A 24,199-nucleotide genomic window follows, 5' to 3' on the forward strand; every position below is an offset into this window, starting at 1 on the left:
GTTCCCGGTCGGATGTGTCATGGAGATCCCCTCGTTCTCGTCCCCTGCCCCGAGGGTACGGGAGACGACGCGGGTCGCGCGGCAGCCGGCCTCAGCCGCGGTCGAGCGGCAGGACCGGCACGCAGGGCGGGCTGAATCCGAGCACTTGCCCGTAGAAGGACAGCGACGCCTCGATCGCGGTCACGATCGTCTCCGCCTTCCGGAAGCCGTGCTGCTCCCCCTCGAACAGCAGGTAGGCGTGCGGGATGCCCTTGGCGGCGAGCGCATCGCGGAAAGCCTCGGACTGACTCGGCGGGACGATGCGGTCCTCGTCGCCCTGGAGCAGCAGCACCGGCACCTCGAGCTCGTCGATGTGGTTGAGCGGGGCGCGCTCGACGTACAGGTCGCGGCGCTCGGGATAGGGGCCGACGAGTCCGTCGATGTAGCGCGACTCGAAGTCGTGGGTGTCCAGGCGGAAGTCCTCGAGCTCGGCGACGCCGAAGCTGGAGGCCCCGGCGGCGAAGGCGTCCGTGCGGGTCAGGCAGGCGAGCGTGGTCCAGCCGCCGGCGCTGCCGCCCTCGATCGCGAGCCGGTCCCCGTCGGCGATCCCCTCGGCGACCAGGTGCTCCATCACGGCGACGGTGTCGGCGACGTCGACCACGCCCCACTGCCCCCGCAGGCGGTTGCGGTACTCGCGGCCGTAGCCGCTGGAGCCGCCATAGTTCACGACCACCACGCCGAGGCCGCGGGAGGTGTAGTACGCGACCGGCAGCGAGAGCACGGGCGGGACGTGCGCGGTGGGACCGCCGTGGACCTGCGCGATGAACGGCGGCAGCTCGCCCTCGCGACCAGCGAGGCCCTCCTGTCGGGGGCAGTGCACGATCGCGTGGACCACGCCGCCGTCGGGCAGCGGCACCTCGATGCTCTCGCTGATCGGAAGCAGGGAGGGGTCCGGGGCGTCGTCGCGGGAGGAGCGGAGCACGGTCAGCAGGGACAGGGCCGGGGACGACGGGGTGGTGCTCGCGGGGGAGCCGAGGTCCAGGTGCGCCGTCTGGATCGCGGCGAACTGCGTCGGCGAGGCGCCGGCGAGCACGAGCAGTCCGTCCTCGCGTCGCTGCATCCCGATGACCTCGGTGAGCGGGCAGTCCAGCGGGGAGAGCTCGCCGGTGCTGATCCGCAGCACGGACAGCCTCGTCGCGGCGCGGCCGTGCTGGACGAGTGCCCGGTCGGCGTCGAGCACCTGGTACCAGGTGGTGCCGAGCGCCCACATCGGGCTCGCGAACTCCTCCTCGCGCTCGAGGACCTGGCGCGCCCCGTCGGCCGAGGACCACACCCAGGGGTTCCACCAGCCGGTGCTGTCGGAGACGAACATCAGCTGGTCGTCGTCGAGCCATTCGGGCTGCATCACCGAGACGTCGGGGCCGCCGGCGACGATCTCCCCCTCCCCGGCGCTGCCGTCGAGCAGCGGGGCGAGGTGCAGCTCCGTGCCGTCCCATGGCATCTGCGGATGCTCCCAGCTGAGCCAGGCGAGGCGCGTGCCGTCGGGGCTGAGCCGCGGATGGGCGACGAAGCGGCTGGCCGGGGTGACGCGGCGGATCGCCGCGAGGTCCTCGGCGGCGGAGCCGTCCAGCGGGACCGCGGCGATGTACCGCTCGATGTGCGGGGCGCCGTCGGCGTCGGTGCGCGGGCCCTGCTCGCCGCCGGTGTGGTCCTCGCAGATCCACCACACCTCGACCACGCCGTCGGGGAGGGTGACGACGGTCGGGTCCGCCCAGCGTAGGGAGGGTCCGTGCGCAGACTCGACCTCCGGGCCGACGGGGCTGAGCGGGCGCGGCGCCCCGCCCTCCCGAAGCGCGTGGACGCGCTGGTCCTCGAAGTTCACGAAGACGACCAGGGGCGCCTCGGCCGACCGGCCCGCCGGCTCGGGCACCACGGCCCAGCTCGCGCCGCCGTACTCGTGCACCCGGGAGCGGGCGTTGAACGGGGCGGGCAGCACCGTGACGGCCTCGTGGTCGCCGGAGCCGTCGGCCGCGAGGGACCCGGCGGTGCGGCGGATCGCCTGGCGACCGCCCTCGGTCGCGATGCCCTCGGTCCACCACACGTGGTCGCCGACGAGCGCGGGCGCGCCGAGCCGGGTGCCGCCCGTGGCGAGCAGCTCGGCGGTGATCGGGGAGGGCCAGGAACCGTACGGAAGGGTCGTCACCATGGGGGACACCCTAGGCAGATCGACGGCCCCGCGTCAGAGGAGCCGCGACTTCGCAGGTCACGCCAGGATCGTCCCCTGCACTGTGGGCACGGTCACGCCGCCCACCCAGAGGGTGCCGTCCTCGTCCTGCTCGAGCGCGATGCGGCCCTCGCGGCCGAGCACGGTGCCCTGCGCGGCGGTCCAGCGCTGCGGCGCCTCTCCGCGGGCGACGAGCCATTGGCCGATCCCCGCGTTGAGGCTGCCGGTGACGGGGTCCTCCCCGCCGCCGGGGAGGAAGGCGCGGACCTCGTAGAGCGGGGCATCGCCCGCGGCACCCCGTGCTCCGCTCCCCCACCAGCCGAGGACGCCGACCTTCCGGTCGCCGAGCCGCACCGGGTCCGGCCGCAGGGCGAGCACCTGCTCGGCGTCCTCGAGCTCGAGGACCTGCCAGCCCGGGCCGTTGTCCGCCCAGGCGTGGCCGCGCACCGCGCTCCGGTCGACGCCGAGCGCAGCCGCGATCTCCGCCACCTCGCCGTCCTCGAGCGGACCCTCGGGGCGCAGCGGCGGTGCCGCGAAGGCGAGCGAGGCCCCGTCGTCGGCCCCGAGCGAGGCCGAGCCGGCCCCGAGCGGAGCGCCGTCGGCCGCGGTGCGACGCACCGTGATCAGCCCGGCCGCGCACTCCTGCACGATCCGCTCCCCCGCCGGGACGCCGCCCGCGAGCAGCCACGCCCGCGCCGTGCCGAGCGTGGGATGACCGGCGAAGGGCAGTTCCCCCGTCGGCGTCCAGATCCGCACCCGGTAGTCGGCGCCGGGGACGGTCGGGGCGAGCAGGAAGGTCGTCTCGGACAGGTTCGTCCAGTGCGCGATCCGGGCCATGTCCGTATCGGTCAGGTCCTCCGCGTCGAGCACCACCGCGAGCGGGTTGCCGCGTTGGGGCTGATCGGCGAAGACGTCGAGCTGGAGGAACGAGCGGCGGCGGGGCGACGGGGAGGACGGGACCATTGCCCCATCCTCCTCCGAAGCCTCAGCGACCCGCGGCGTCCATCGCCTCGTCCTCCGCCTGGATCGCCTCGATGCCGTAGTCCTCCGGCTCCGACTCGGGGATGTCGGTGCCGTGCAGGGACGCGCCCGCGGTCTCCTTGAGGAAGAGCAGCGCGACCATCCCCACCAGGCAGCCCGCCATCACGTAGACCGCCGGGAACTCGAGGAACCCGGTCGACTCCACGACCGCCTCGTTGATCGGCGCCGCCGTGCCGCCGAAGATCGAGGTGAACACGTTGTAGGTGACCGCGAAGCCGGCGAAGCGCACGTGGGCGGGGAACATCGCCGGGAAGGTCGCCGAGATCGTCGACAGCTGCGGGATGTACAGCAGGCCCAGCACGGCGAAGCCCAGGATCGCGAGGCCGAAGCTCTGCCCCATCAGCATGTACATCGGCACGGCCATCACGAACAAGCCCACCATCGAGAACCACCACATCCGCTTGCGGCCCACGCGGTCCGAGAGCGCGCCGCAGAAGGGGATCAGCGCCATCATCGCCACCTCGCCGATCAGGATCACCATCAGCGACTCGTTCGCGGACAGATGGATCTTGGTCTCGAGATAGCCGGGCATGTAGGTCAGCAGGGTGTAGTTGGCGATGTTCAGCGGGATCACCAGCCCAGCCATCACCAGGATCGGCTTCCAGTACTGGACGACCAGGTCACGCAGACCGCCGGTGGCGCTGTCGACCGACTCGTCGGCCTCCTCCAGATCCTGGAAGACCGGCGTCTCGTCGAGCCGGGACCGCAGGTAGAGCCCGATCAGCCCCAGGGGCGCGGCGACGAAGAACGGCAGGCGCCAGCCCCAGGCCGCCATCGCGTCCTCCCCCAGCACCAGCTGCAGCACGAGCACCACCACGGTGCCGAGCGCGAAGCCGCCCAGCGTGCCGAACTCGAGGAAGCTGCCGTAGAGGCCGCGGCGCTTGTCCGGCGCGTACTCGGCCATGAAAGTGGCCGCACCGCCGTACTCGCCGCCCGTCGAGAAGCCCTGCACCAGCCGCAGCACGGCCAGCAGGATCGGGGCGAGGATGCCGACCTGCTCGTAGGTGGGCAGCACGCCGATGAGGAAGGTCGCGGCCGACATCAGGATGATCGTCATCGCGAGCACCTGCTTGCGACCCAGGCGGTCGCCGAGCGGGCCCCACACGAAACCGCCGAAGGGGCGGGCCAGGAAGGAGATCGCCAGGAACGCGTAGGTCCAGAACAGGCCCTGCGAGCCCTCCGGGAAGAAGTGGACCGCGATGTAGGTGGCGACCACCGCATAGGCGCCGTAGTCGTACCACTCGGTCGCGTTGCCGAGGGCGGAGGCCGCGACCGCCTGGCGGATCGTCCGCCGCGGCGGCAGGTCCTCGAAGGCGGTGACAGTGCCGTCGGACCCCGAGGAGGTGGGGTCCGGCTGCCGGGGATCGGGCGTCGTGGGATCAGAGGTCGAAGAGGTCACAGACCGGTCGTCCGTTTCTCGCGCACGTGCCGCAGCACGCTGTGGCGGCGCTCTCCGCCGGCGGCCGACGAGCCGGGGCGCGGGGAGCGGCCGATGACAGGTGGCCATCGGACGGTCGGGCTCGCGCACCCGGTGCGAGGTCGGTGCGCGGTGGAGGCGCGCTGGCGCATCCTCCCGACGAGCCCGTCCACCGTAACGATCTCTCGCGCTCCTGGCCAGGCGAGCGGCCGACGGGGGCCGCCCAGACCCCGCCGGCTGCCGGAAGCCACCGACCCGCCCGGAGGTCGTTGTGCGACACTGGCCGCGGAGAGCCGGGAAGTCTGGTCGGCACGGGAGGTCCATCCCGTCCGCCCGTCGTCGATGCCGCAAGGACCCCAGCCCATGGCTCTCCCGTCCCTGTCCGTGCATACCGATGTGCGTCTCGGCCCCTCCTCACCTCGGCCTTCCGGCCCGTGCGCGACCGATTCCCACCGGTCCGCTCCTGAAGGTGAGGTGGCCCTCGGTGACGTTCCCCGTGTGGACCCTGATCCCGTTCGTGCTGATGCTGCTCGGCATCGCGATCTTCCCCCTGGTCCCGGCGATCGCGCACCACTGGGAGAGGCCCCGCAACCAGCTGATCTACGCGCTCGTGCTCGGCGTGCCGGTCGCGATCGGCCTGCTGCTGGCCGCGCATCCCGAGCTGCTCGCCCATGCGCTGATCGAGTACGTGCAGTTCATCGTGCTGCTGCTGGCCCTGTTCACGGTCTCTGGCGCCGTGGTGCTGCGCGGCGACCTGCCGGCCACGCCCCGGGTCAACACCACCTTCCTCGCCGTCGGCGGTCTGCTGGCGAGCTTCATCGGCACCACCGGCGCGGCCATGCTGCTGATCCGGCCGATCCTCGCCACCAACTCGGAGCGCCGCTACCGCGCGCACACCGTCGTCTTCACGATCTTCGTCGTCGCCAACTGCGGCGGGCTCCTCACCCCGCTCGGCGACCCGCCCCTGTTCCTGGGGATGCTCCGCGGGGTGCCCTTCACCTGGACCTTCTCGCTGTTCCCGCAGTGGCTGTTCGTGCTCGCGCTGCTGCTGGTGACCTACTGGGCGCTCGATCGCCGCTACTACTCCCGCGAGACCCCCGAGGCGATCGCCCAGGACAACTCCCAGCGCCGCCCGCTCAGCCTCGGCGGCGCCCCGAACCTGATCTGGTTCGCGGTGATCATCCTGGCCGTGGCCTTCGTGCCCTCCCTCGACATCGACGCGGTCGCCCACGGACACCTCGAGGGCACCAATTGGGTGCCCTGGCGCGAGCTGGTCATGCTCGCCGCCGCCGCGGGCTCCTACGTGATGGGCTCGAAGCAGGTGCGCTTCGAGGAGAACGAGTTCAGCTGGTCGCCGATCGCCGAGGTGGGCGCCCTGTTCATCGGCATCTTCGTGACCATGGTGCCCGCGCTGCAGGTGCTGCGCGCCGCCGCCCCGAACTTCCCGCTCAACGAGATCACGATCTTCTTCTTCACCGGCGGGCTCTCCGCGGTGCTCGACAACGCCCCCACCTACGCGACCTTCTTCGAGATGGCCACGCAGGTCGCCGGGGAGCCGCGGGTGGCCGACGTCCCCGAGGTGCTGTTGGTCTCGATCTCCCTCGGTGCCGTGCTGTGCGGGGCGATGACCTACATCGGCAACGGCCCGAACTTCATGGTGAAGTCCGTGGCGGAGGACCAGGGCGTGCGCATGCCCGCCTTCTTCGGGTACGTGAAGGCGGCCTTCGAGTTCCTCGCCCCGGTGCTGCTGGCCATGGTGCTGCTGTTCCTCGCCGACCCGTGGTGGGCGAAGGCCCTCGGCGGCGTGGTGGTGGTGCTGGTGCTGCTGCGGGCGTTCCGCGACGCCACCGCCCCGCCGCCCCAGGTGATCAGCCGCGGCGCCCGCCAACGCGCCGAGGCCGCCCCGGCCGCCGACGCGACCGACGATCCCCGGACCCCTGACGTCGGCCCCACCGCGCCCACCTCCCCCTGAGCCGCCCCGCCGGGCGGCTCGACGCCGACCCACCGCCGCCCACCGCAGGAGGCTCCTCCGTGACCACTCCCCCCGCCCAGCCGTCCCGGCTGGGGACCTACCGCACCTACACCCGGTTCGAGGCGGTGATCACCCGCGCCATCCCCGGCGGGGCGCTGCTCCTCGCCGCTACGGTGCTCGCGCTGCTGCTCGCGAACTCGCCGGCCTCCGGCGCCTACCTCGCCCTGCGCGATGTCCACCTGGGATTCGAGATCGGCCCGCTGAACCTCGACCTCTCCCTCGCGCACTGGGCGGCCGACGGGCTGCTCGCGATCTTCTTCTTCCTCGCCGGGCTCGAGCTCAAGCAGGAGTTCACCGTCGGCGACCTGCGCAGCCCGAAGAAGGCCTTCGTGCCGATCGCCGCGGCCTTCGGCGGCGTCGCCGTGCCCGCGATCCTGTACACGGTGATCAACCTCGGCGGCCCCGAGGGCGCCGCGGGCGGCTGGGCGATCCCCGCCGCGACCGACATCGCCTTCGCCGTCGCGATCCTCGCGCTCGTCGGCTCCTCGCTGCCGGCCGCGCTGCGGACCTTCCTGCTCACCCTCGCGATCGTCGACGACCTCATCGCGATCACCATCATCGCGATCTTCTACACGAGCGACCTGCGGCTGTGGTTCCTCGCCCTCGCGGTCGTGCCGATCGCCCTGTACCGGTGGCTGGTGACGAAGCACGAGGCCCTCTTCGCCCGGAACTACTGGAGCGCGTGGGTGATCCTGCTGCCGCTCGCGCTGATCACCTGGGCCCTGTTCCTGAACTCCGGCGTGCACGCCACCATCGCCGGCGTGGTGCTCGCCTTCCTCGTCCCCACGAAGAGCCTCTCCGCGCACACGCGCGAGCACTCCCTCTCCCACACCCTCGAGCACCGGCTGCGCCCGCTCTCCTCCGCCTTCGCGGTGCCGGTCTTCGCGTTCTTCAGCGCCGGCGTCGCCGTGGGCGGGCTCAGCGGCCTGGTCGAGTCGTGGCAGTCCACCGTGGCGCTCGGGATCATCGTCGGGCTCGTGGGCGGCAAGATCCTGGGCATCGTCGGCACCACCTTCCTGGTCACTAAGCTGACCAGCGCGCGCCTCGACACCGACCTGCGCTGGCCGGACATGCTCGGCATGGCCTCGATCGCGGGCATCGGCTTCACGGTCTCGCTGCTGGTCTCGGAGCTGAGCTTCTCCGCCGAGGACCCGCTGCAGGACGTCGCCAAGGTGGGCGTGCTGACCGCCTCGGCGCTCGCCGCGGTGCTCGGCGCCGCGATCCTCCTGCCCCGCAACCGGATGTACGCGAGGCAGCAGCGGGAGTCCGGCGCGGCGCCCGACGGCTACGACCGCGGGGCGGACTGGGGCGCCGACGCCTGACCGGTCCGGCGGTGGCTGCCCCCGCCGCCGCCTGACCGCGATGGCCTGCCCGGTCCACCCGCCGACGGGAACGGCCCCGCAGCACGAGGCTGCGGGGCCGTTCGCGGCGAGGCCGGGGATCAGCCGGCGCGGAAGGCGACGTTGCTCTCGGTGGCCATGCGCTGCAGGAACGCGGTGGTGGCGTCGCGGTTCATCGGGTTCAGCGGACGGTAGGTGCCGTCGCTCCAGCCCTTGGAGACGCCGCGCTCCTTGAGCCAGGCGATCTCCTTCGCGTACATCATCGAGGGCTTGACGTCGGTGAACGGCGCGGTGGTCGGCTCCGCGATCTCGGGCGAGCCCGCGTACCGGTAGACGAACGCCGCCATGGCGTCACGGGCGATGGGCTGGGTGGGGCGGAAGGTGCGATCGCTCCAGCCGGTGGTGATGCCCATCTGGTAGGCCCAGATGATCTCCGTGTAGTGCTCCTGGCCCTTCTTGACGTCCTTGAAGGGCTCGCTGCGGGGCAGGTCCACCTCGGGCGAACCGGCGAGGCGGTAGAGGAACGCGGCCATGGCGTCGCGGTTCACCGGCTGCAGCGGACGGAAGGTGTCGTCCTTGTAGCCCTTGGCGATGCCGTTCTCGTAGGCCCAGATGATGGCGTCATAGTGCTCCTGGCCCTTCTTCACGTCGGTGAAGGGGTTCTCCGGCTTCACCGGCAGCACCTGGATGACGCTGGGCTTCGGGCCCTGGCCGTCGAAGTCGGGGAAGTAGGAGGTGTGCGCTCCCCACTCGCCGTCCTCGCCCGGGTGCTGGACCGAGACGAAGGCGGTCTTGTCCTGGTCGCGGATGATCGGGCCGCAGGTCTCGCCGTCCATCGGGACGGAGAGGAACTGCTCGACGCGGCCACGGGCCTCGCCGTCCAGGGTGACGCGGAACAGGCCGTCGTTGTAGCCGATGCCGGAGGGCGCGCCGTCGGTGGAGATCCACAGGTTGCCGACCGAGTCGAAGGCCAGGTTGTCGGGGCAGGAGATCGGAGAGACCTGATCCACCGGGAAGCCGGAGAAGTAGGTCTGGTCGCCCTGCGCCGGATCGCCGCAGACCATCAGCAGGTTCCAGGAGAACTCGGTGGAGGTCTGGTCGTCGCCCTCGTCGATCTCGACGACGTGGCCGTCACGGTTCTCGGTGCGCGGGTTGACCTCGTCGACCCCGGCCTTGCCCTCGGTGCCGCGGCCCGAGTTGTTGGTGCAGGCGACGTAGACGCGGCCGGTGTGCAGCGAGGGCTCGACGTCCTCGCAGCGGTCCATCTTGGTGGGGCCGACCTTGTCCGCCGCGAGGCGGGTGTGCACGAGGACCTCGGCGACGGTGAAGCCCTCGACCTTCGACTCGCCGTCGACGACGAGCGGCAGCCACTCGCCCGTGCCGTCGAAGGAGCCGTCGGACGGGACCTTGCCGGAGCCGTCGATCTCGTCGGCCGGGGACTTGCCGGTGAACTTCGCGACGTAGAGGTCGCCGTTCTCCAGGAGGGTCATGTTGTGCTTCTTGTTCCCCTCCTCGTACGTGTCGCGGGAGACGAACTTGTAGAGGTAGTCGAACACCTCGTCGTCGCCGGAGTAGGCGACCACGCGGCCGTCGGCGGCGACGATGACGTTCGCGCCCTCGTGCTTGAAGCGGCCCAACGAGGTGTGCTTCCGCGGGGTCGAGGTGGGATCGAAGGGGTCGACCTCGACGATGTAGCCGAAGCGGTTCGGCTCGTTCTCGTAGCCCTCGATGCGGGCGTCGTAGCGGTCGTACTTGCCCTCCCAGCCGCGGGCGGTCGCGGAGTCGCGCAGGCCGTAGCGCTGCTCGGCCTCGGAGGTGCCGGCGGAGCGGAAGTAGCCGTGGAAGTTCTCCTCGCCCGAGAGCAGGGTGCCCCAGGGGGTGAGGCCGCCGGCGCAGTTGCCGAGGGTGCCCAGGACCGTACGGCCCTCGGGGTCCTCGACGGTCTTGACCAGGTCGTCGCCCGCGGCGGGGCCCGTGAGCTCGAACTCGTCGGTGAGCAGGATGCGGCGGTTGAGCTCGGCGCTCTTCACGTAGGTGTAGGGCGAGACGGCGTCCTTGCGCTCGAGCTCGACCACGGTGAGGCCGTGCGCGGCCATGCCGATCTCGATCGCGTCGTCGGCATCGGTGTCGGCCGGGAGCATGATGTTCTCGTTCGTGTACTCGTGGTTCACGAACATGACGGCGCGCTTGCCGTCCGACCCCGGGATCTCCTGGATCTCGGTGTAGTCGTTGTTGTAGCCGAACTGGAGCTTCTGCGCCTCGGCGCTCTGGGCGTTCCAGTCGAACTCGGGGGCGTCATCGAACAGCGGATCGCCCCAGCGGATGACGGTGTGCCACTCGAAGCCCTCGGGCACGGTGAACTCGTCGACGTCGGCGGCGACGGGGGCGATCGCTTCGAAGTCCAGCGCGGTGCCGTTCGGGGCCAGCGCGGGGGCGGGGCCGACGGGGGCGGCCGGGGCGGCGCCGCCCGCGGCGAAGGCCCCCTGGGTGCCGGCCAGGCCGATGGCGACGGCGGCGGTGGAGCCGCCCAGCATGGTCCGACGGGACAGCGCGCGGGAGGCGATGTCGCGGAAGGTGGGGTTGTCCGAATGGTTGCACTCGCCGAAGGCGCACTGGCTGGCGCACTTGAGCTGGCAGGTCACGGCGGAGCGCTTGCCGCGCACCGCGTCCTTCATGAGGAGGGGCAGATCGATCAGGGCCATGGGGGGAGTCCTTTGCTGGTGATCTCGTTCCTCGCGCGCCGAGGGAGCGCGAGACGATCTGACGATGCGCCAGCAAAGTGATCCGCGCCTCTCGACCAAGAGACGGGGAGGTGAACAGCGCGGGACCGCGGGGCGACGGCGAACGGGCCGGGCCCGCCCGCCGTCGGCCTCGGACGAGGGTGGGCCTCAGACGCGGGTGGGCGGCACGAAGGTGTCGGGCTTGACCAGCACCACCGGCACCGGGGACTCGATCGCGACCCGCTGCGAGGTGGAGCCGAGCAGGATCTTGCCGATCGGGGTGCGCTTGCGGATGCCGAGCACCACGAGATCGACCGGATCGTGTTCGATCGCGTCGAGGATGTCGTCGGCCGGGTCGTCGCGGCGGGGCACGGTGCGCAGCTCGTGCTCGAGACCGGTCTCGGCCAGCCGCTCCTCGAGCGGGCGGTGGTCGGTGACGCCCCGGGCCTTGCGGGGGTCGGGGGCACGCTCGGAGGCGAGGACGAGCAGCGACGCGTCGCGCCGCTCGCACTCGGCGATCGCGAAGGCGAGCGCGGCCTCGCTCGTGGCGCTGGGGACATAGGCCAGCAGGACGGTGGACATGGCGGCTCCTGGGGGCTCGGGAGGGGACGGGGTCAGTCGCGACCGAGGTCGTCGGGATGGCGGAAGCGGGTGCGGCGGGCCTTCACCGCGCTGTTGTAGAACCAGGTGATCACGTACAGGATCAGGCCCACCACGAGCAGGCCGCCGGCGATCACGTAGTTCTGCACCGGCTGCGCGATCGGCGAGACCAGCGCGAAGGACGTGATCGCGCCGATGACCGGCAGCACCGTCGGCGTGCGGAAGTGGGGCACGTCGACCGTGTCCTTACGCAGCACCAGCACCGAGATGTTCACCAGGCCGAAGACGGCCAGCAGCAGCAGAGCGGTCGTGCCGCCGAGCGCCCCGATCGTCTCCTCGGCGAGCACGTAGCGCACCGAGAGCACCAGGGCGATGGCGAGGGCGGTCGAGAAGACGATGCCCGCCCACGGGGTGCGCTGCTTCTTCAGGACGCCGCGGAGGAAGCCCGGCAGGACGTCCTGCTTGGCCATGCCGTAGAGCAGGCGGGAGGCCATCATCATGTTGATCAGCACGGTGTTGGCGACCGCGAAGATCGAGATGAACGCGAAGATCGTGTCGATCGGGATACCGGGGGCGCCCTCCTTGACCACCTCGAGCAGCGGGGTGGTCGACTCGGTCAGCTGCCCGATCGGGACCACGGCGACCGCGAGGACGGAGATCAGAACGTAGATCACGCCGGTGACCGACAGGCCCGCGATGAGCGCGCGGGGGAAGTTCTTCACCGGGTCGACGGTCTCCTCGGCCATGTTCACCGAATCCTCGAAGCCGACCATCGAGAAGAACGCGAGCGCGGTCGCGCCGATCACGGCCATGAAGATGCTCTTGTCGTCCTGGGTCTCGAAGAGCACCACGCGGGAGAAGTCCGCCTGGCCCTTGCCGACGGCGAAGAAGCCCACGACGATCACGAGCGCCAGACCGGTCAGCTCGATGCAGGTCAGGACCACGTTCGCCTTGACCGACTCGGAGACACCGCGCAGGTTGATCAGCGCCACGAGCCCGAGGAACACGAGCGCGATCGTCGTGGCGACGGCGCCCGCGGAGTCACCGAGCGATTCCTCGAGCCGGAACGCCTTCAACACGTTCTCGGAGAGGAAGATCGCGCTGGTCGAGGCCGACGTGATGCCCGAGGAGAGCACGGCGAAGGTGACCATGAAGGTCAGGAAGTGGATGCCGAAGGCCTTGTGCACGTAGAGCGCCGCCCCCGCGGCCTGCGGGTACTTCGTGACCATCTCGACGTAGGACAGCGCCGAGACCATGGCGACGGCGAAGGCGATGAGGATCGGCAGCCAGCCGGCGCCGCCCACCTCGCCGGCGACCTTGCCGGTCAGCGAGTAGACGCCGGTGCCGAGGATGTCACCGACGATGAACAGCAGCAGGAGCTTCGGGGTGATGGCCTTCTTGAGCTCGGGGTGGCCGTCCTGCCCGGCGGCGGGGCCGGGCGCCGCGGCGGTGTCTGGGGACGAGGTCATGGGAGTCCTCCCGGGATGCGAGGTCGATGCGAGTCCCCCGGGGGAGCGCGGAACCCCGAGACGAGGCGCCATCGCCCAGGGGACCCGGGAAGACCTGGCGGGAACTCTACTCCGTCGGCCCCGCGCCCCCGGTAACCCGGGGACCGGAGCCGCCCTGGTCGGCCCCCGGCTCGCGGCTGGGGAGTCGCAGGGTCTGCACCCACTGGCGCGAGGCGTCGGAGCTGATCGCGAGCACCCCGAGGGCGGAGGCGCCCGCGCCCACCAGCAGCGAATGGGCCACGTCGCCGAGGGTCGCGGAGGCGAGCAGCAGCCGGCCGACGGCGTCGGCCGTGAACAGGCTCATCAGCGCGATCCGCGCCCACCGGCTGCGGCGCAGCACCCCCACCATGAGCACGACCTGCACCACCGCGACGACGCTGAGCAGTATCAGGCCCTCCGGGGAGGGCAGCAGCAGTGAGACGTCCGGGATCCGGGCCAGCAGGTCCACGCCCGCGAGGCGGTCCACCCACTCGGCGGTGAGGATCCCCAGCTGCAGCAGCACCAGCATCCCGGTGAAGACCACGGTCGGCGGCGGGAGGTGGTGGTCGGCGGCGCGGGCGAGGACCTCGTGCACGTCGTCGACCGTGCCGTGCCACTGCGCGCTCAGCTCGTCGCCGATCTCCTGGGGGCCGCGACGTCGCGCCGCCGCGAGCGCGGACTGCGTCGCCGCCCGGGCGCGGGCCTTCATCACCGTGGTGCCCGTGGGCCGATGCCGCGGCAGCATCATCGCCGTCGCCCCGTCGGACCGCGCGGCGGCGCCCTCGACGTCGATCACCGGGAGGTGTCCGTCGGTGCGGAAGCGGTCGCCCTGCCCGTTGCGGTCGTGGTACGCGGTGGAGAACTCCTCGATGACCTCCACCTCGATCCGCGGATCGGCGAAGCGGACGGTGTCGATGAGATAGTCGCGCTCCACGTCGATGTTCTCGTCGATGCGATGCGTGATCTGCAGGGTGAAGAAGGAGAAGCCGACGGCGCGGTCGTAGGTGCCGGCGGCGAGCCAGTCCGTGCGGTACCCGCCCGGCAGCACGAAGTCGGGCGGCATCCGCCAGAAGCGCACGTGGTGCCGCTTCTCGGTGGTGCCGCCCACCTCCTGCTGGTAGGTGAAGTCGTGCCGCCGACCCATCAGGTACAGGTCGGAGACGGGAGCCGACGGATAGGAGCGGCGCAGCAGCGTCGAGCGCACCATCTGCCAGGCCGAGGACAGGGTGCGCTCCTCCGCGAGCACCCAGCCGGCCCGCCGCATCGCGACGTGCACGTCCCGCTCCGCCCCGTCAAGCGCGATGTTGATCGGGTCCGAGAGCACACCCTCGGTGGTGCGGGTGCGGCCGAAGAAGTAGTCCGGCAGGTAGATCCAGGTCATCAGCTGGTGCAGCCGGGGCAGCGTGATGTAGGTGAGCAGCAGCCAGAAGAGCACCAGGTACAGCAGCCGCACCGGGGTGAGCGAGAAGCCCTCGATCAGGTAGAGCAGCGCGAGCCAGATCGAGACCACCACGCCCGCGACGATGAACAGGGTGTCGAGCAGCCCGTAGAGCTCGACGCGGCGGCGCTCCGCGGTGTGGCCGAGCGCGTGGTCGTATTCGGGCGGGGCGTCGGGCACCGGGCGGTCCAGGGGCGCGAGCCGCGCCGTCCGCGCCGGGGTCATCCGGCGCTCCGCTCGGGCTGGATGCGCATGGGGTCATCGTACGGTCGGGACCTGGCGGGCCTCCCAGGAGCCCGCTCCCACCGAGTGCTGCATCCGGACCGTCACCCGTCGCCCGCTCCCACCGAGTGCTGCATCTGGACCGTCACCCGTCGCCCGCTCCCCCGAGTGCTGCATCCGGACCGTCATGGCGGCACGGTGACAGTTCAGAAGCAGCACTCGATGCGGACGGCAGGCTGAAGGCGGCCGGCGGCGGGCTGGGGACGACAGGCGACGAGGCGCGTACGCTCGGGGGCGACCCTCACGCACCCCACCCCGGAAGGACCCCATGTCCCCCGTGACCTCCGTGCCGCTGAACGACGGCCGCTCCATCCCCCAGATCGGCTACGGCGTCTTCAAGGTCGACGCCGCGGTGACCGCCGACGTCACCGGCCAGGCGCTCGCCGCCGGCTACCGCCACATCGACACCGCGAAGATCTACGGCAACGAGGAGGGCGTGGGCCAGGCCCTGCGCGACTCCGGCGTGGCCCGCGACGAGGTCTTCGTGACCACCAAGCTGTGGGACGACGCCCACGCGCATGACGACGCGATCGCCGCGTGCGAGGCCTCCCTCGAGCGGCTCGGCCTCGAGCAGATCGACCTCTACCTGATCCACTGGGCGACTCCCTCCCAGGGGCAGTACGTCGAGGCGTGGAAGGCCCTGATCGAGCTGCGCGAGCGCGGCCTGGTCCGCTCGATCGGCGTCTCCAACTTCCCGCTCCCCCAGCTGGAGGAGATCATCGAGGCCACGGGCGAGGTCCCGGCCGTGCATCAGATCGAGCTGCACCCCTACTTCCCGCAGCTCGAGCTGCGCGAGGCCCATGCCCGCCACGGCATCGTCACCGAGTCGTGGGGCCCGCTCGGCCAGGGCAAGTCGGACCTGCTCGAGAACGCTGTGATCACCGAGATCGCTTCGGCGCACGAGGCGACCCCCGCCCAGGTGGTGCTCGCCTGGCACCTCTCCCACGGCATCGTGGCGCTGCCGAAGTCCGTCACGCCGAGCCGGATCGTGGAGAACCTCGCCGCGGCGGAGCTCGTGCTGAGCGCTGAGGAGATCGCAGCGATCGACTCCCTCGACCGCGGCGAGGCTGGCCGCGGCGGCACGGATCCCGCCACCAAGTGACCCGCTGAGGGCCGGGGCGCCCCGCGCAGGGTGCCCCGGCCCCGGCCCCGGCCAGCCCTGTCCCGGCCTCCATCGCCCCGGCGCCCGCAACGCCCCGTTTGCCCCGTCACCCGCCAGTCCGGCCGCGTCCATGGCACCGAGTGCTGCATCCGGACCGCCACCGAGGCTGCAAAGCGGTCCAAACGCAGCACTCGGCGCAGCAGCGGGACCAGCGCCGTCGGCCGGACGCCCTCGGCCCGCCCCAGCCCCGCGGCCCCGGCGCCCCGCGGCCCCGGTGCCCCCGGCCGTCAGTAGTAGACGGCGAGCGGGCCCGTCGGCCCCTCGATCACCTGCACCGGGGTGTCGAACACCCGCGAGAGCACCGCGCCGTCCATGATCTGCGCGACCGGCCCGGCCTCGACGACGCCGCCGTCCTTCATCGCGACGATGTGGTCCGCGTAGTGAGCGGCGAAGTTGATGTCGTGCAGCACCACCACGATCGTGCGCCCCAGCTCGCGGGCGGCGTCGCGCAGGCGGCCCATCATCTGCACGCTGTGCTGCATGTCGAGGTTGTTCAGCGGCTCGTCGAGGAGCACGTACTCCGTGTCCTGGGCGAGGACCATCGCCACGTAGGCCCGCTGGCGCTGCCCGCCGGAGAGCTGGTCGAGGTAGCGGCCCTCGAGATCGTGCAGGCCCAGGAAGTCGATCGCCTCGGAGATCTTCTGCTCGTCGAGGGCGGTCAGGCGTCCCTTGGAGTAGGGGAACCGGCCGAAGCCCACGAGCTGGCGCACCGTGAGCCGGGTGATGAAGTGGTTCTCCTGGCGCAGCACGGAGAGGATCCGGGCGAGGTCCTTCGAAGCGGTCGAGGAGACGTCGTAGCCGGCGACCCGGATCGCGCCCTCGTCGATGCCGAGCAGGCGCCCCACCATGGTCAGCAGGGTCGACTTCCCGGCGCCGTTCGGGCCCACCAGGGCGGTCACGCCGCCGGCGGGGATCTCGAGGGTGACCGGGCCGATGACGACCGACTCGGAGTACTGCTTGCGCACGCTGTCGAGGGTGATCACAGGCGACCCTTCCGCAGGATGACGACGAGGAACACGGTCCCGCCGACGAGTTCGATGATGATGGAGACCACGCCCTGGGCGTAGAACACGTGGTCCATGAGGAAGTAGGCGCCGGCCAGGATCACGAAGCCCAACAGGACGCCCACGGGCAGCAGCCGGCGGTGGTCGTGCGTGCCGGCCAGCTGGTAGGAGAGGGTCGCGACGAGGAAGCCGAAGAACGTCATCGGCCCGATCAGCGCCGTGGAGACGGCCATGAGCACGGAGACCAGCACGAGCGTGTAGATCGTCTGGCGGCCGTGGTCGACGCCGACGTTCAGGCACACGTCCCTCCCCAGCGCGATGACGTTCAGCCGCGAGGAGTTGAGCCAGATCAGCACGCCCGCGACGAGGCAGAGCGGGATCGCGAACGGCAGGTACTCGACGCTCGCGTTGTTCACCGAGCCGAACAGCCGCGCGGTGAGGACGTCGAACTCGCTCGGGGTAAGCAGGCGCTGCATGAAGCTCGAGACGGAGCCGAGCCCGCCGCCGAGCACGATGCCGATCAGCAGCATGATCTGCATGTTCGCGTACTTGCCGCGGAGCAGCCAGCCGTACAGCAGCACGGAGAGCGCGACCATGAGCGCGACCTGGGCGAGGAACTGGCCGGTGCCCTGCAGCGCCACGACCCCGGCGACGCCGAGGAAGTACACGGCCCCGGTCTGGATCGCGGTGTACAGCGACTCGAAGCCCATGATCGACGGGGTGATGATGCGGTTGCCGGTCACGGTCTGGAAGGCGATCGTGGCGATGGCCTGGCAGAATGCGGCGACGGCCATGACCACGAGGGAGGTCGCGCGCATCTCGGCGATGAGCCAGAATCCGCGGGAGCCGACGGGCATGGGGTTGTCGAGGGCGAGGAGCCCGAAACCGGCGCCGAGCGCGACGATCGCGAGGACGGCCACGACGATCCGGTAGCGGCGCGCGGCGCCGCGGTCGGCGAAGGCGCCGGAGCTGCTGTGCGGGCGGTGGCCGGGGACGCCGAGCGGGCCGAGGTCCGCGGCAGTGTCGCTGGGCGCGGTCGAGACGACGTCGGCCGCGACAGAGCCTGGGGCGAGGAGCCGCTCAGCCATGTCGGCGCTGCTTCAGCAGGAGGGCGATGAACACGGCCGCGCCGAGCACGCCGAGGATCAGGGACACGGGCACCTCGAACGGCATGATGATCGTGCGCCCCAGCAGGTCGCACACGGTGACCACGGCGATGCCGAGCAGGCACACCCAGGGCAGGTTCGAGCGCAGGTCGTCGCCGCGGATCATCGAGACGAGGTTCGGCACGATCAGCCCGAGGAAGGGCAGGTTGCCGACGACCACGGTGACCACGCCGGTGGCGATCGCGACGAGGCCGGTGCCCATGAGCATGACCCGCTGATAGTTCACGCCCACGTTCGTGGCGATGTCCTCGCCGAGTCCGGCGACAGTGAGCCGGTCGGCGACGACGAACACCGCCACGCCCACGGCGGCGACGATCCACAGCACCTCGTACTGGCCGCGGAGCACCGAGGTGAACGAGCCCGCGAACCACACGCCGAGGTTCTGCAGCGCATCGAACTGGAGCGCGACGAACGTGGAGACGGAGCCGACGACCGCGCCGAGCATGATGCCGATGATCGGCACGATGAGCGAGGAGCGCAGGGTCACGCGGCGCAGGAACAGGAAGAACACCATGGTGCCGACGAAGGCGAAGCAGATCGCGACGATCATCTTCGTGAGGATGCTCGCCTGCGGGTCGATGACCAGCACCAGGATCAGCCCGAGGCCCGCCCATTCGGTGGTGCCGGTGGTGGTCGGCTCGACGAACCGGTTCTGCGTCATCAGCTGCATGATCAGGCCCGACATCGCCATCGCGGCGCCCGCGAGGACCAGCGCGAGGGTGCGGGGGATGCGGGTGATCGCGAACATCTCCCCACCGTCCTCCGCGCCGAAGATGTCGTAGACGCCGGTGAGCAGCGAGGCGACGAGCAGCAGCGCGACGACGGCGATGCCGATCAGGAGCTTGCCGTCGACGAGCCGCTCGCGCCCGCGGCGGCGCACCGGCGGGGGGTCGGCCAACGAGGCGGGCGGGCGCGCCGGGGCGCCGGGGAGCGCGTCGGCCTGGTCAGAACTGGTCATGGGGCATCCGGGGCGTGCGGTCGGGGCGGGACGCCGCGACGGCGGCCGGGACCTTCGAGGTCCTGGCCGCCGTCTCGGCGTCGGGGGTGTCGTGCAGGATCAGGCCTTCTGCTCGAGGGCGTCGGCGAGGGCGTTGAAGTACTCGGTGTAGGTCTGGATCGACTCGTTGGTGTACGTGTCGGCCGGCATGTAGACGATGTTGCCCTCGGCCACGGCGGTCACGGAGGCGAGCGCCTCGGAGGCCTCGAGGATCTCGGCGGCCGGCTCGTAGGCGGGGTCGTCGGCGGAGACGGCGGCGTCGCGATCCATGACGAGGATCCACGCGGGGTTCGACGCGGCGATCGCCTCGACGGAGATGTCGTCGCCCTGGTGGTCGTCGCTGCTGCCCTCGACCTCTAGCGCGGGGGTGAGGCCGAGCGCGTCGAAGGCCCAGCCGAGGGTGCGGCCGCCGCCGGGGGCGATGAAGCCGATCTCGCCGCCGGAGACGTTCACGGCCATGACGGTGTCGGCGCTGTCGTAGGCGGCGGTGACGCGGGCCATCGCGGCGTCGAGGTCCGCGCCGAGCTGCTCGGCCTCCGCCTCCTTGCCGAAGACGGTGCCGAGCACGGAGACCTGGCGCTTGAGCTCGTCGGCGAAGGGCTGATCGTCGCGCGGGTCGAGCTCGAGGATCGTGGCGTCGGGGGCGAGGCGCACGAAGTCGTCGTGGTAGTCGGCGAAGCGCTGGCCGTTGATGATCAGGGTCGGCTCGGCGGCGACGACGGCCTCGAGGTCGGGCTCGCGGTGGTTGCCGAGGTCGATGATCGACTCGTCGTCCTTGTAGCCGATGGTGGTGGGCATGAGCGCGCGGGCGGCGGCGGTGAGGGTGACGCCCCAGGCCTCGAGCGTCTCGAAGGTGCGGTTGTCGGTCGCGACCACGGAGGCGGGAGGGGTCTGCACGGTCTGTGCGCCGTTGTTGTCCTCGACCTCGACGGAGCCGGCCGTGGCGCCGCCCGCGTCGCTCGCGGCGGAGCCGTCGGCGGCCTGGGTGGAGTCGCCGCAGGCGGCGAGAGCGAGGCCGAGGGCGCCGGCCAGGGAGGCTGCACCGAGGGTGCGTCGGCTGAGCGGGGGCAGCGGAGTCATGGGGACCTCTGTCGTCGTAGGGGAGGTATGGGCTCCCCGCCGGCGGGGACGAGTTGAGGCTAGCCTCACCTCCCGCTATTTCGCCACTTCAGACTTGCTTTATTCCACGGAGTGGACGGTGACGCTCGTCTCACGGGGGACCGGGCGGGTCCGGCCGACGGGGGCGGCGGGCGGCTCCGTCCGACGGGGGCGGCGTGCGGGTCCGGCCGCCGGGGGCGGCGGGCGGGTCCGGCGCCCTCGTACCCGCCGATCCCCGTCGCGCCGCTAGGGTGGTCTCGGCACCCGGGGACCAGGGGCGGGTGCGCGCACGGCACCGAGGGGGACCCATGACCGACGGCAATGGACCGCAGCTGCCCGACTTCTCCGGCGGTGGGGGCGGCGGCGCCCCGAAGCTGCCGGACTTCTCCGGCGGCGCCGGGGACGGCCGGGGCGGAACCTCCGCAGGACCCGTCGGCGGCCCCGGCGCCGGATCCGGCGGCACGGACCCGGGCCTGACCGGCCCTCGCGATCCCGGCTCCGGCCGCGGGAAGGGACCGCTGATCGCGTTGCTCGTCGGCGGCGGCGCCTTCCTCGTGATCGTCCTGGCCGTCGGCGCGCTGATCCTCTCGCAGACCGTCCTCTCCCCCGATCCCGAGGAGACCCCCGTCGCCTCGGAGCCCGCAACCACCGAACCGGACCCGTCGGAGGACGCGAGCCCGTCGGAGGTCGTCCCCACCACGGAGCCCGAGCCGAGCGAGGACCCGTCGCTGACCACCATCGAGGTGCCCACCGTGGAGTGCACCTCGCCCGGGAACCGGCAGACCACCGAGCAGGTCGACGGGTCCGTGCGCGGCGGCGGCCTCGAGTTCGCGGTGCAGCCCGAGTGGAACACCGGCTCGAACTGGGGCCGCAGCGCGATGTACATGACCGACGTCCACTCGGCCGATCAGCCGGTCGAATCGGGCTGGTACTCCGTCGCCTCCGTCGGCGCCGTCTCCTGGCCCGAGGAGGAGGGCGGCTACCCCGGCGCGGAGGAGACAGCGAGGGCCATCTTCCAGTGCTCCAGCACCCGCGACGACGCGAAGGAGCTGTACGGCGAGCCGGTGCAGGCCGCGAACTACGTCGAGGAGTCCTTCGAGGTCGACGGCCACCCGGCCTTCATGGTCTCCGGGGATCTGCAGGTCTCCGAGCTCGCGCTGATGCGCACCACCGACGCCTGGCGGAACGTGGTCATCGTGGTCGACGCCCCGGGCGGCCCCGCGGTCTTCGAGGGCGGCGCCGCGCTCGGCCACGAGCAGCAGGTCGCGGATCTGGACGCGATGATCACGAGCCTCCGCGTCTACTGAGCGGCGCGGGCGCCGACCGGGGCCGACGGGCGATCCCGTCGGCCCCGGCGGTTCGGCGGCGTCTGATCAGGCCTCGACGGCGGACTTCGCACCCTTGCCGCCGCCCTGGGCGACCAGGAGCGCCGCAGCGATGGCGAGCAGCCAGCTGTCCTTGGCGACCGCGGTGCCCTGCTGGGTGGGGCGGACGCCGTCGGACTCGGTCATGCCGGGGGTGCGCAGGTACATCGAGACCAGCGAACCGGAGAAGCCGGCGAGCGCGAGACCCGCGACCTTGGTGGGCACGAACGGCAGCAGCAGCGACGCGCCGACCGCGATCTCGCCGTAGCTGATGAACTTCGCGAACTGCTCGGGGGTGAGCTTGCCGAGGACCGGCACGCCCTGGGCGGCCATGCCGCGCAGCGCCTCGGCGGTGCCGGCGTCCATCCCCAGCTTGGAGATGCCGGAGTTGAGGATGAACGCGCCGGGGACGGCGCGGAGGATCGCGGTGCTGAGTGCCATGGGGGTCTCCTCGGAGGAAAGTCGTTGCTGTTTCAATTAGATCGTAGGGCCAACGGGGTCGTCTGTCGACCCTCGGCGCGCCCCCACCGGCCCACGACATCGCTCCGCGGCGCCTGAGGGAGCATGGTGCGGCGAACATGCTCTCTCAGACGCCGCTACCCTGCGGCCATCTCAGGATGGGCCTACCTCAGCGGCGGCGGCCTACCTCCAGGTGTCGGTGAGCGCGAGCGTCCCGTCGGCGCCGACGGTCGCCGTGCGGTTCGCACCGGACTCCCAGACGACCGCGCCCGTGCCGTCGACCTTCACGTACTTGTACTCGAAGCTCGTGCCGGCCGGCAGGTCCACGCCGCCCGTCCAGCTCGGGTAGCCCGAGGGGTCCAGGGCGACGCCGGAGGCGGGCTGCCAGCCGCCCAGCTCCGGCACCGAGCCGACGATCCGCACCTCCTGGCCCCAGACCGTGCTCGCGTGCACGCTCACGGAGACCTTCCCGGCGACGGGATCGGTGCCCGGGTCGGGCGGCGTGGTGCCGTCGGAGGTCTTCCCCACGTGCAGGGCGAGCGCCCCGTAGGCGGGGAGGGTCGCCGAGAAGGTGCCGTCGGCCGCGACGGTGATCGTCTCGGAGCAGTCGCTCGCCGCGACCACGTCGCAGTACGTGCCCGCAGGCAGCGAGCTGTCGTAGGTGCGGGTGGTCGCGGAGCCGGTGTTGTTGATGGCCACGAAGCCCTTGTCGCCGCGGCCGAAGGCGATCTGGTTGCCGCCGTCGTCCCACCAGTTCGTCAGGGCGGTGCCGGCGACGGTGTTGTGGAAGCCGACCATGCCCTGAATCTCGGTCCAGCGCTGGGTGCAGGTCCACGCGTCGGAGTCGCAGTTCGCGTCGGGCACGGAGGTCGCGGTGGCACCGGGGGCACCCGCATCCTTGTCGGTGAACGTGTAGCCGGAGTACACCGAGGGGGACCCGTAGGGATAGGCGAGCATGAACGTGTTGGCCAGGACGTACTTCGCGCCCCAGGTCTCGTTCATGGTCTCGCCGTTGCGCTCGGTGTCGTGGTTGTCGACGAACACCCCGGCCTGGGCGGAGGGGAGCTTGCCGTTCGCGATGTGCTGCAGGTTCGCGATCGAGCCGTCGAAGTCGGACTTCAGCTGGCGGGCGTAGTCGAACTCGTGCACGTCACCGGTGCCCGTGTACTCGGACTCCTGGATCGGCTCGCCGGCCGCGCCGATGACCTCCTGCACCCAGTAGGCGTTCGGGTCGCTGAGCTTCGCCTTGATCGCCGCCAGGTCGCTCGCGGGGATGTGCTTCGCGGCGTCGATGCGGAAGCCGGCGACGCCGAGCGAGAGCAGGTCGTTCATGTATCCGGCGAGGGTGTTCTGCACGTACTCGGAGCCGGTGCGGAGGTCCTGCAGGGACACCAGGCGGCAGTTCTGCACCTGGAACCGATCCTGGTAGTTGCTGATGTTCGTGCGGCAGTCGTTGAAGTCGGCGGCGCCGTAGATGCCGGGGAAGTAGTCGATGCCGTAGGGGGTTCCGGCGGTGCCGGTGCCGGAGCCGCCGTCGGCCCCGGTGGTGTGGTTGATGACGGCGTCGGCGATGACCTCGACACCGGCGGCGTTGCAGGTCTCGACCATGGCGGCGAACTCGGCGCGGGTGCCGAGCTTGCCCTCGATCTTGTAGCTCACGGGCTGGTAGGAGGTCCACCAGGCCGTGCCCTGGATCGTCTCCTGCGGAGGGGAGACCTGGACGTAGCCGAAGCCCGCGGGGCCGATGGTGCTCGTGCACTCCGCGGCCACGGAGTCCCAGGTCCACTGGAAGAGGTTGAGGATGACGTCGCCACGACCGTTCTCCGAGCTGGCACCGCCGCTGGGCACGGGGGGCGAGCCCTGTGCGGGTGGGGAGGTGGCCGGGGAGCCGGCGACGGCGAGGAGGAGCGCAAGGGCGAGGGCTGCGGCGAGGCGGATCAGCTGGCGCGGGGCCGCTGTGCCGATGGGGGCGTGCTGCATGGGTTCTCTCCTGGGGAAGGGCCGACCACTGGGGCCGACCCCCGGCGTCATCGCCGGATCGGGGATGCAAGAACTTGCGAAGGAACGCGTACGCTTGCGAAGGAGAGTAGCGAGCTCAGCAGGTGCCGTCGAGGGGATCCGTCAAACCTGCCCGATTTTCCTTTGTTCATGCAGGTCAGAAGCGTGGGCAAGAATCCGGCGACGGCGGACATCTGACGCCACCGCGATGCAAGATCTTGCACTCCGGGTTCCGGAGGACCTCCCCGTCGGGTCGACCGCAGAGCATCCCCCTCAACCTCCCCTCACCTCACCTTCCCTCACCTCGCGCTCTCTCGCGCCCTCGTCATCTCAGCGTTGTGGCCCCTGTGTTTTCCGGGGAGGAAGGAGAAGGGGGAGGAAAAGGGGGGGG

At 71.4% G+C, this 24,199-nt stretch carries 17 protein-coding genes; 4 read left to right on the forward strand and 13 right to left on the reverse strand.

Annotated features, from left to right (window positions below; all coding sequences use genetic code 11):
- Nucleotides 1–91: 91 nt before the first annotated feature.
- The 3 genes from V1258_RS08280 to V1258_RS08290 are packed head-to-tail and all read right to left on the reverse strand — an operon-like array spanning nucleotide 92 to nucleotide 4,643.
- Nucleotides 92–2,185 (reverse strand): dipeptidyl-peptidase 5, encoded by a 2,094-nt coding sequence (locus V1258_RS08280; protein WP_329749191.1) that lies wholly within the window; start codon nucleotides 2,183–2,185, stop codon nucleotides 92–94.
- A 57-nt stretch (nucleotides 2,186–2,242) separates the two neighbouring features.
- Nucleotides 2,243–3,166: a PhzF family phenazine biosynthesis protein gene (locus V1258_RS08285; protein ID WP_329749192.1), complete on the reverse strand. Its 924-nt coding sequence runs from the start codon at nucleotides 3,164–3,166 to the stop codon at nucleotides 2,243–2,245.
- Between the two features lie 22 nt (nucleotides 3,167–3,188).
- Nucleotides 3,189–4,643 (reverse strand): MFS transporter, encoded by a 1,455-nt coding sequence (locus V1258_RS08290; protein WP_442878592.1) that lies wholly within the window; start codon nucleotides 4,641–4,643, stop codon nucleotides 3,189–3,191.
- Between the two features lie 502 nt (nucleotides 4,644–5,145).
- On the opposite strand from V1258_RS08290, the gene V1258_RS08295 reads away from it, so the two are divergent.
- Together V1258_RS08295 and nhaA are read left to right on the forward strand one after the other, a co-directional pair.
- On the forward strand, nucleotides 5,146–6,633 hold the full coding sequence (locus tag V1258_RS08295; RefSeq protein WP_329749193.1) for a sodium:proton antiporter: 1,488 nt from the start codon (nucleotides 5,146–5,148) through the stop codon (nucleotides 6,631–6,633).
- Nucleotides 6,634–6,692: 59 nt separating this feature from the next.
- Nucleotides 6,693–8,015: a Na+/H+ antiporter NhaA gene (gene nhaA / locus V1258_RS08300; protein WP_329749194.1), complete on the forward strand. Its 1,323-nt coding sequence runs from the start codon at nucleotides 6,693–6,695 to the stop codon at nucleotides 8,013–8,015.
- A 119-nt stretch (nucleotides 8,016–8,134) separates the two neighbouring features.
- On the opposite strand, the gene V1258_RS08305 is transcribed toward nhaA, so the two are convergent.
- The 4 genes from V1258_RS08305 to V1258_RS08320 all read right to left on the reverse strand — a co-directional run bounded on the left by V1258_RS08305 (nucleotide 8,135) and on the right by V1258_RS08320 (nucleotide 14,503).
- Nucleotides 8,135–10,735, reverse strand: a complete 2,601-nt coding sequence (locus V1258_RS08305; protein ID WP_329749195.1) for an alkaline phosphatase PhoX — start codon at nucleotides 10,733–10,735, stop codon at nucleotides 8,135–8,137.
- Between the two features lie 186 nt (nucleotides 10,736–10,921).
- Nucleotides 10,922–11,335 (reverse strand): universal stress protein, encoded by a 414-nt coding sequence (locus V1258_RS08310; RefSeq protein WP_329749196.1) that lies wholly within the window; start codon nucleotides 11,333–11,335, stop codon nucleotides 10,922–10,924.
- A gap of 32 nt (nucleotides 11,336–11,367) precedes the next feature.
- A complete protein-coding gene (locus tag V1258_RS08315; RefSeq protein ID WP_329749197.1) occupies nucleotides 11,368–12,822 on the reverse strand; it encodes an APC family permease in 1,455 nt (484 codons plus the stop codon).
- 106 nt (nucleotides 12,823–12,928) lie between these two features.
- Nucleotides 12,929–14,503, reverse strand: coding sequence for an LssY C-terminal domain-containing protein (locus V1258_RS08320; protein WP_329749198.1), 1,575 nt, complete (start codon nucleotides 14,501–14,503; stop codon nucleotides 12,929–12,931).
- Nucleotides 14,504–14,828: 325 nt separating this feature from the next.
- Here V1258_RS08320 and V1258_RS08325 point away from each other — a divergent pair, with 325 nt between their 5' ends.
- The gene (locus tag V1258_RS08325) at nucleotides 14,829–15,662 is read left to right on the forward strand and encodes an aldo/keto reductase (protein WP_329749199.1); all 834 of its coding nucleotides are present in this window, start codon (nucleotides 14,829–14,831) and stop codon (nucleotides 15,660–15,662) included.
- Between the two features lie 287 nt (nucleotides 15,663–15,949).
- Here the strand turns inward: V1258_RS08325 and V1258_RS08330 are convergent, their stop codons facing one another.
- The 4 genes from V1258_RS08330 to V1258_RS08345 all read right to left on the reverse strand — a co-directional run bounded on the left by V1258_RS08330 (nucleotide 15,950) and on the right by V1258_RS08345 (nucleotide 19,969).
- Nucleotides 15,950–16,705: an iron ABC transporter ATP-binding protein gene (locus V1258_RS08330; RefSeq protein ID WP_329749200.1), complete on the reverse strand. Its 756-nt coding sequence runs from the start codon at nucleotides 16,703–16,705 to the stop codon at nucleotides 15,950–15,952.
- The gene (locus V1258_RS08335; protein WP_329749201.1) at nucleotides 16,702–17,814 is read right to left on the reverse strand and encodes an iron chelate uptake ABC transporter family permease subunit; all 1,113 of its coding nucleotides are present in this window, start codon (nucleotides 17,812–17,814) and stop codon (nucleotides 16,702–16,704) included. Before V1258_RS08335 ends, V1258_RS08330 begins: the two co-directional genes overlap by 4 nt.
- Nucleotides 17,807–18,850: an ABC transporter permease gene (locus V1258_RS08340; RefSeq protein WP_329749202.1), complete on the reverse strand. Its 1,044-nt coding sequence runs from the start codon at nucleotides 18,848–18,850 to the stop codon at nucleotides 17,807–17,809. The genes V1258_RS08335 and V1258_RS08340 overlap by 8 nt, the downstream gene beginning before the upstream one ends.
- A 99-nt stretch (nucleotides 18,851–18,949) precedes the next feature.
- Nucleotides 18,950–19,969, reverse strand: a complete 1,020-nt coding sequence (locus V1258_RS08345; RefSeq protein WP_442878593.1) for a siderophore ABC transporter substrate-binding protein — start codon at nucleotides 19,967–19,969, stop codon at nucleotides 18,950–18,952.
- Between the two features lie 326 nt (nucleotides 19,970–20,295).
- Here V1258_RS08345 and V1258_RS08350 point away from each other — a divergent pair, with 326 nt between their 5' ends.
- Nucleotides 20,296–21,294, forward strand: coding sequence for a hypothetical protein (locus V1258_RS08350; RefSeq protein ID WP_329749203.1), 999 nt, complete (start codon nucleotides 20,296–20,298; stop codon nucleotides 21,292–21,294).
- A 66-nt stretch (nucleotides 21,295–21,360) separates the two neighbouring features.
- On the opposite strand, the gene V1258_RS08355 is transcribed toward V1258_RS08350, so the two are convergent.
- Nucleotides 21,361–21,792, reverse strand: coding sequence for a hypothetical protein (locus tag V1258_RS08355; protein WP_329749204.1), 432 nt, complete (start codon nucleotides 21,790–21,792; stop codon nucleotides 21,361–21,363).
- Between the two features lie 201 nt (nucleotides 21,793–21,993).
- Entirely contained in the window at nucleotides 21,994–23,790 is a 1,797-nt protein-coding gene (locus V1258_RS08360; RefSeq protein ID WP_329749205.1) for a carbohydrate-binding module family 20 domain-containing protein, read from the reverse strand.
- Nucleotides 23,791–24,199 lie beyond the last annotated feature (409 nt).

Source organism: Brachybacterium sp. J153 (assembly GCF_036311905.1).
GTDB lineage: Bacteria > Actinomycetota > Actinomycetes > Actinomycetales > Dermabacteraceae > Brachybacterium.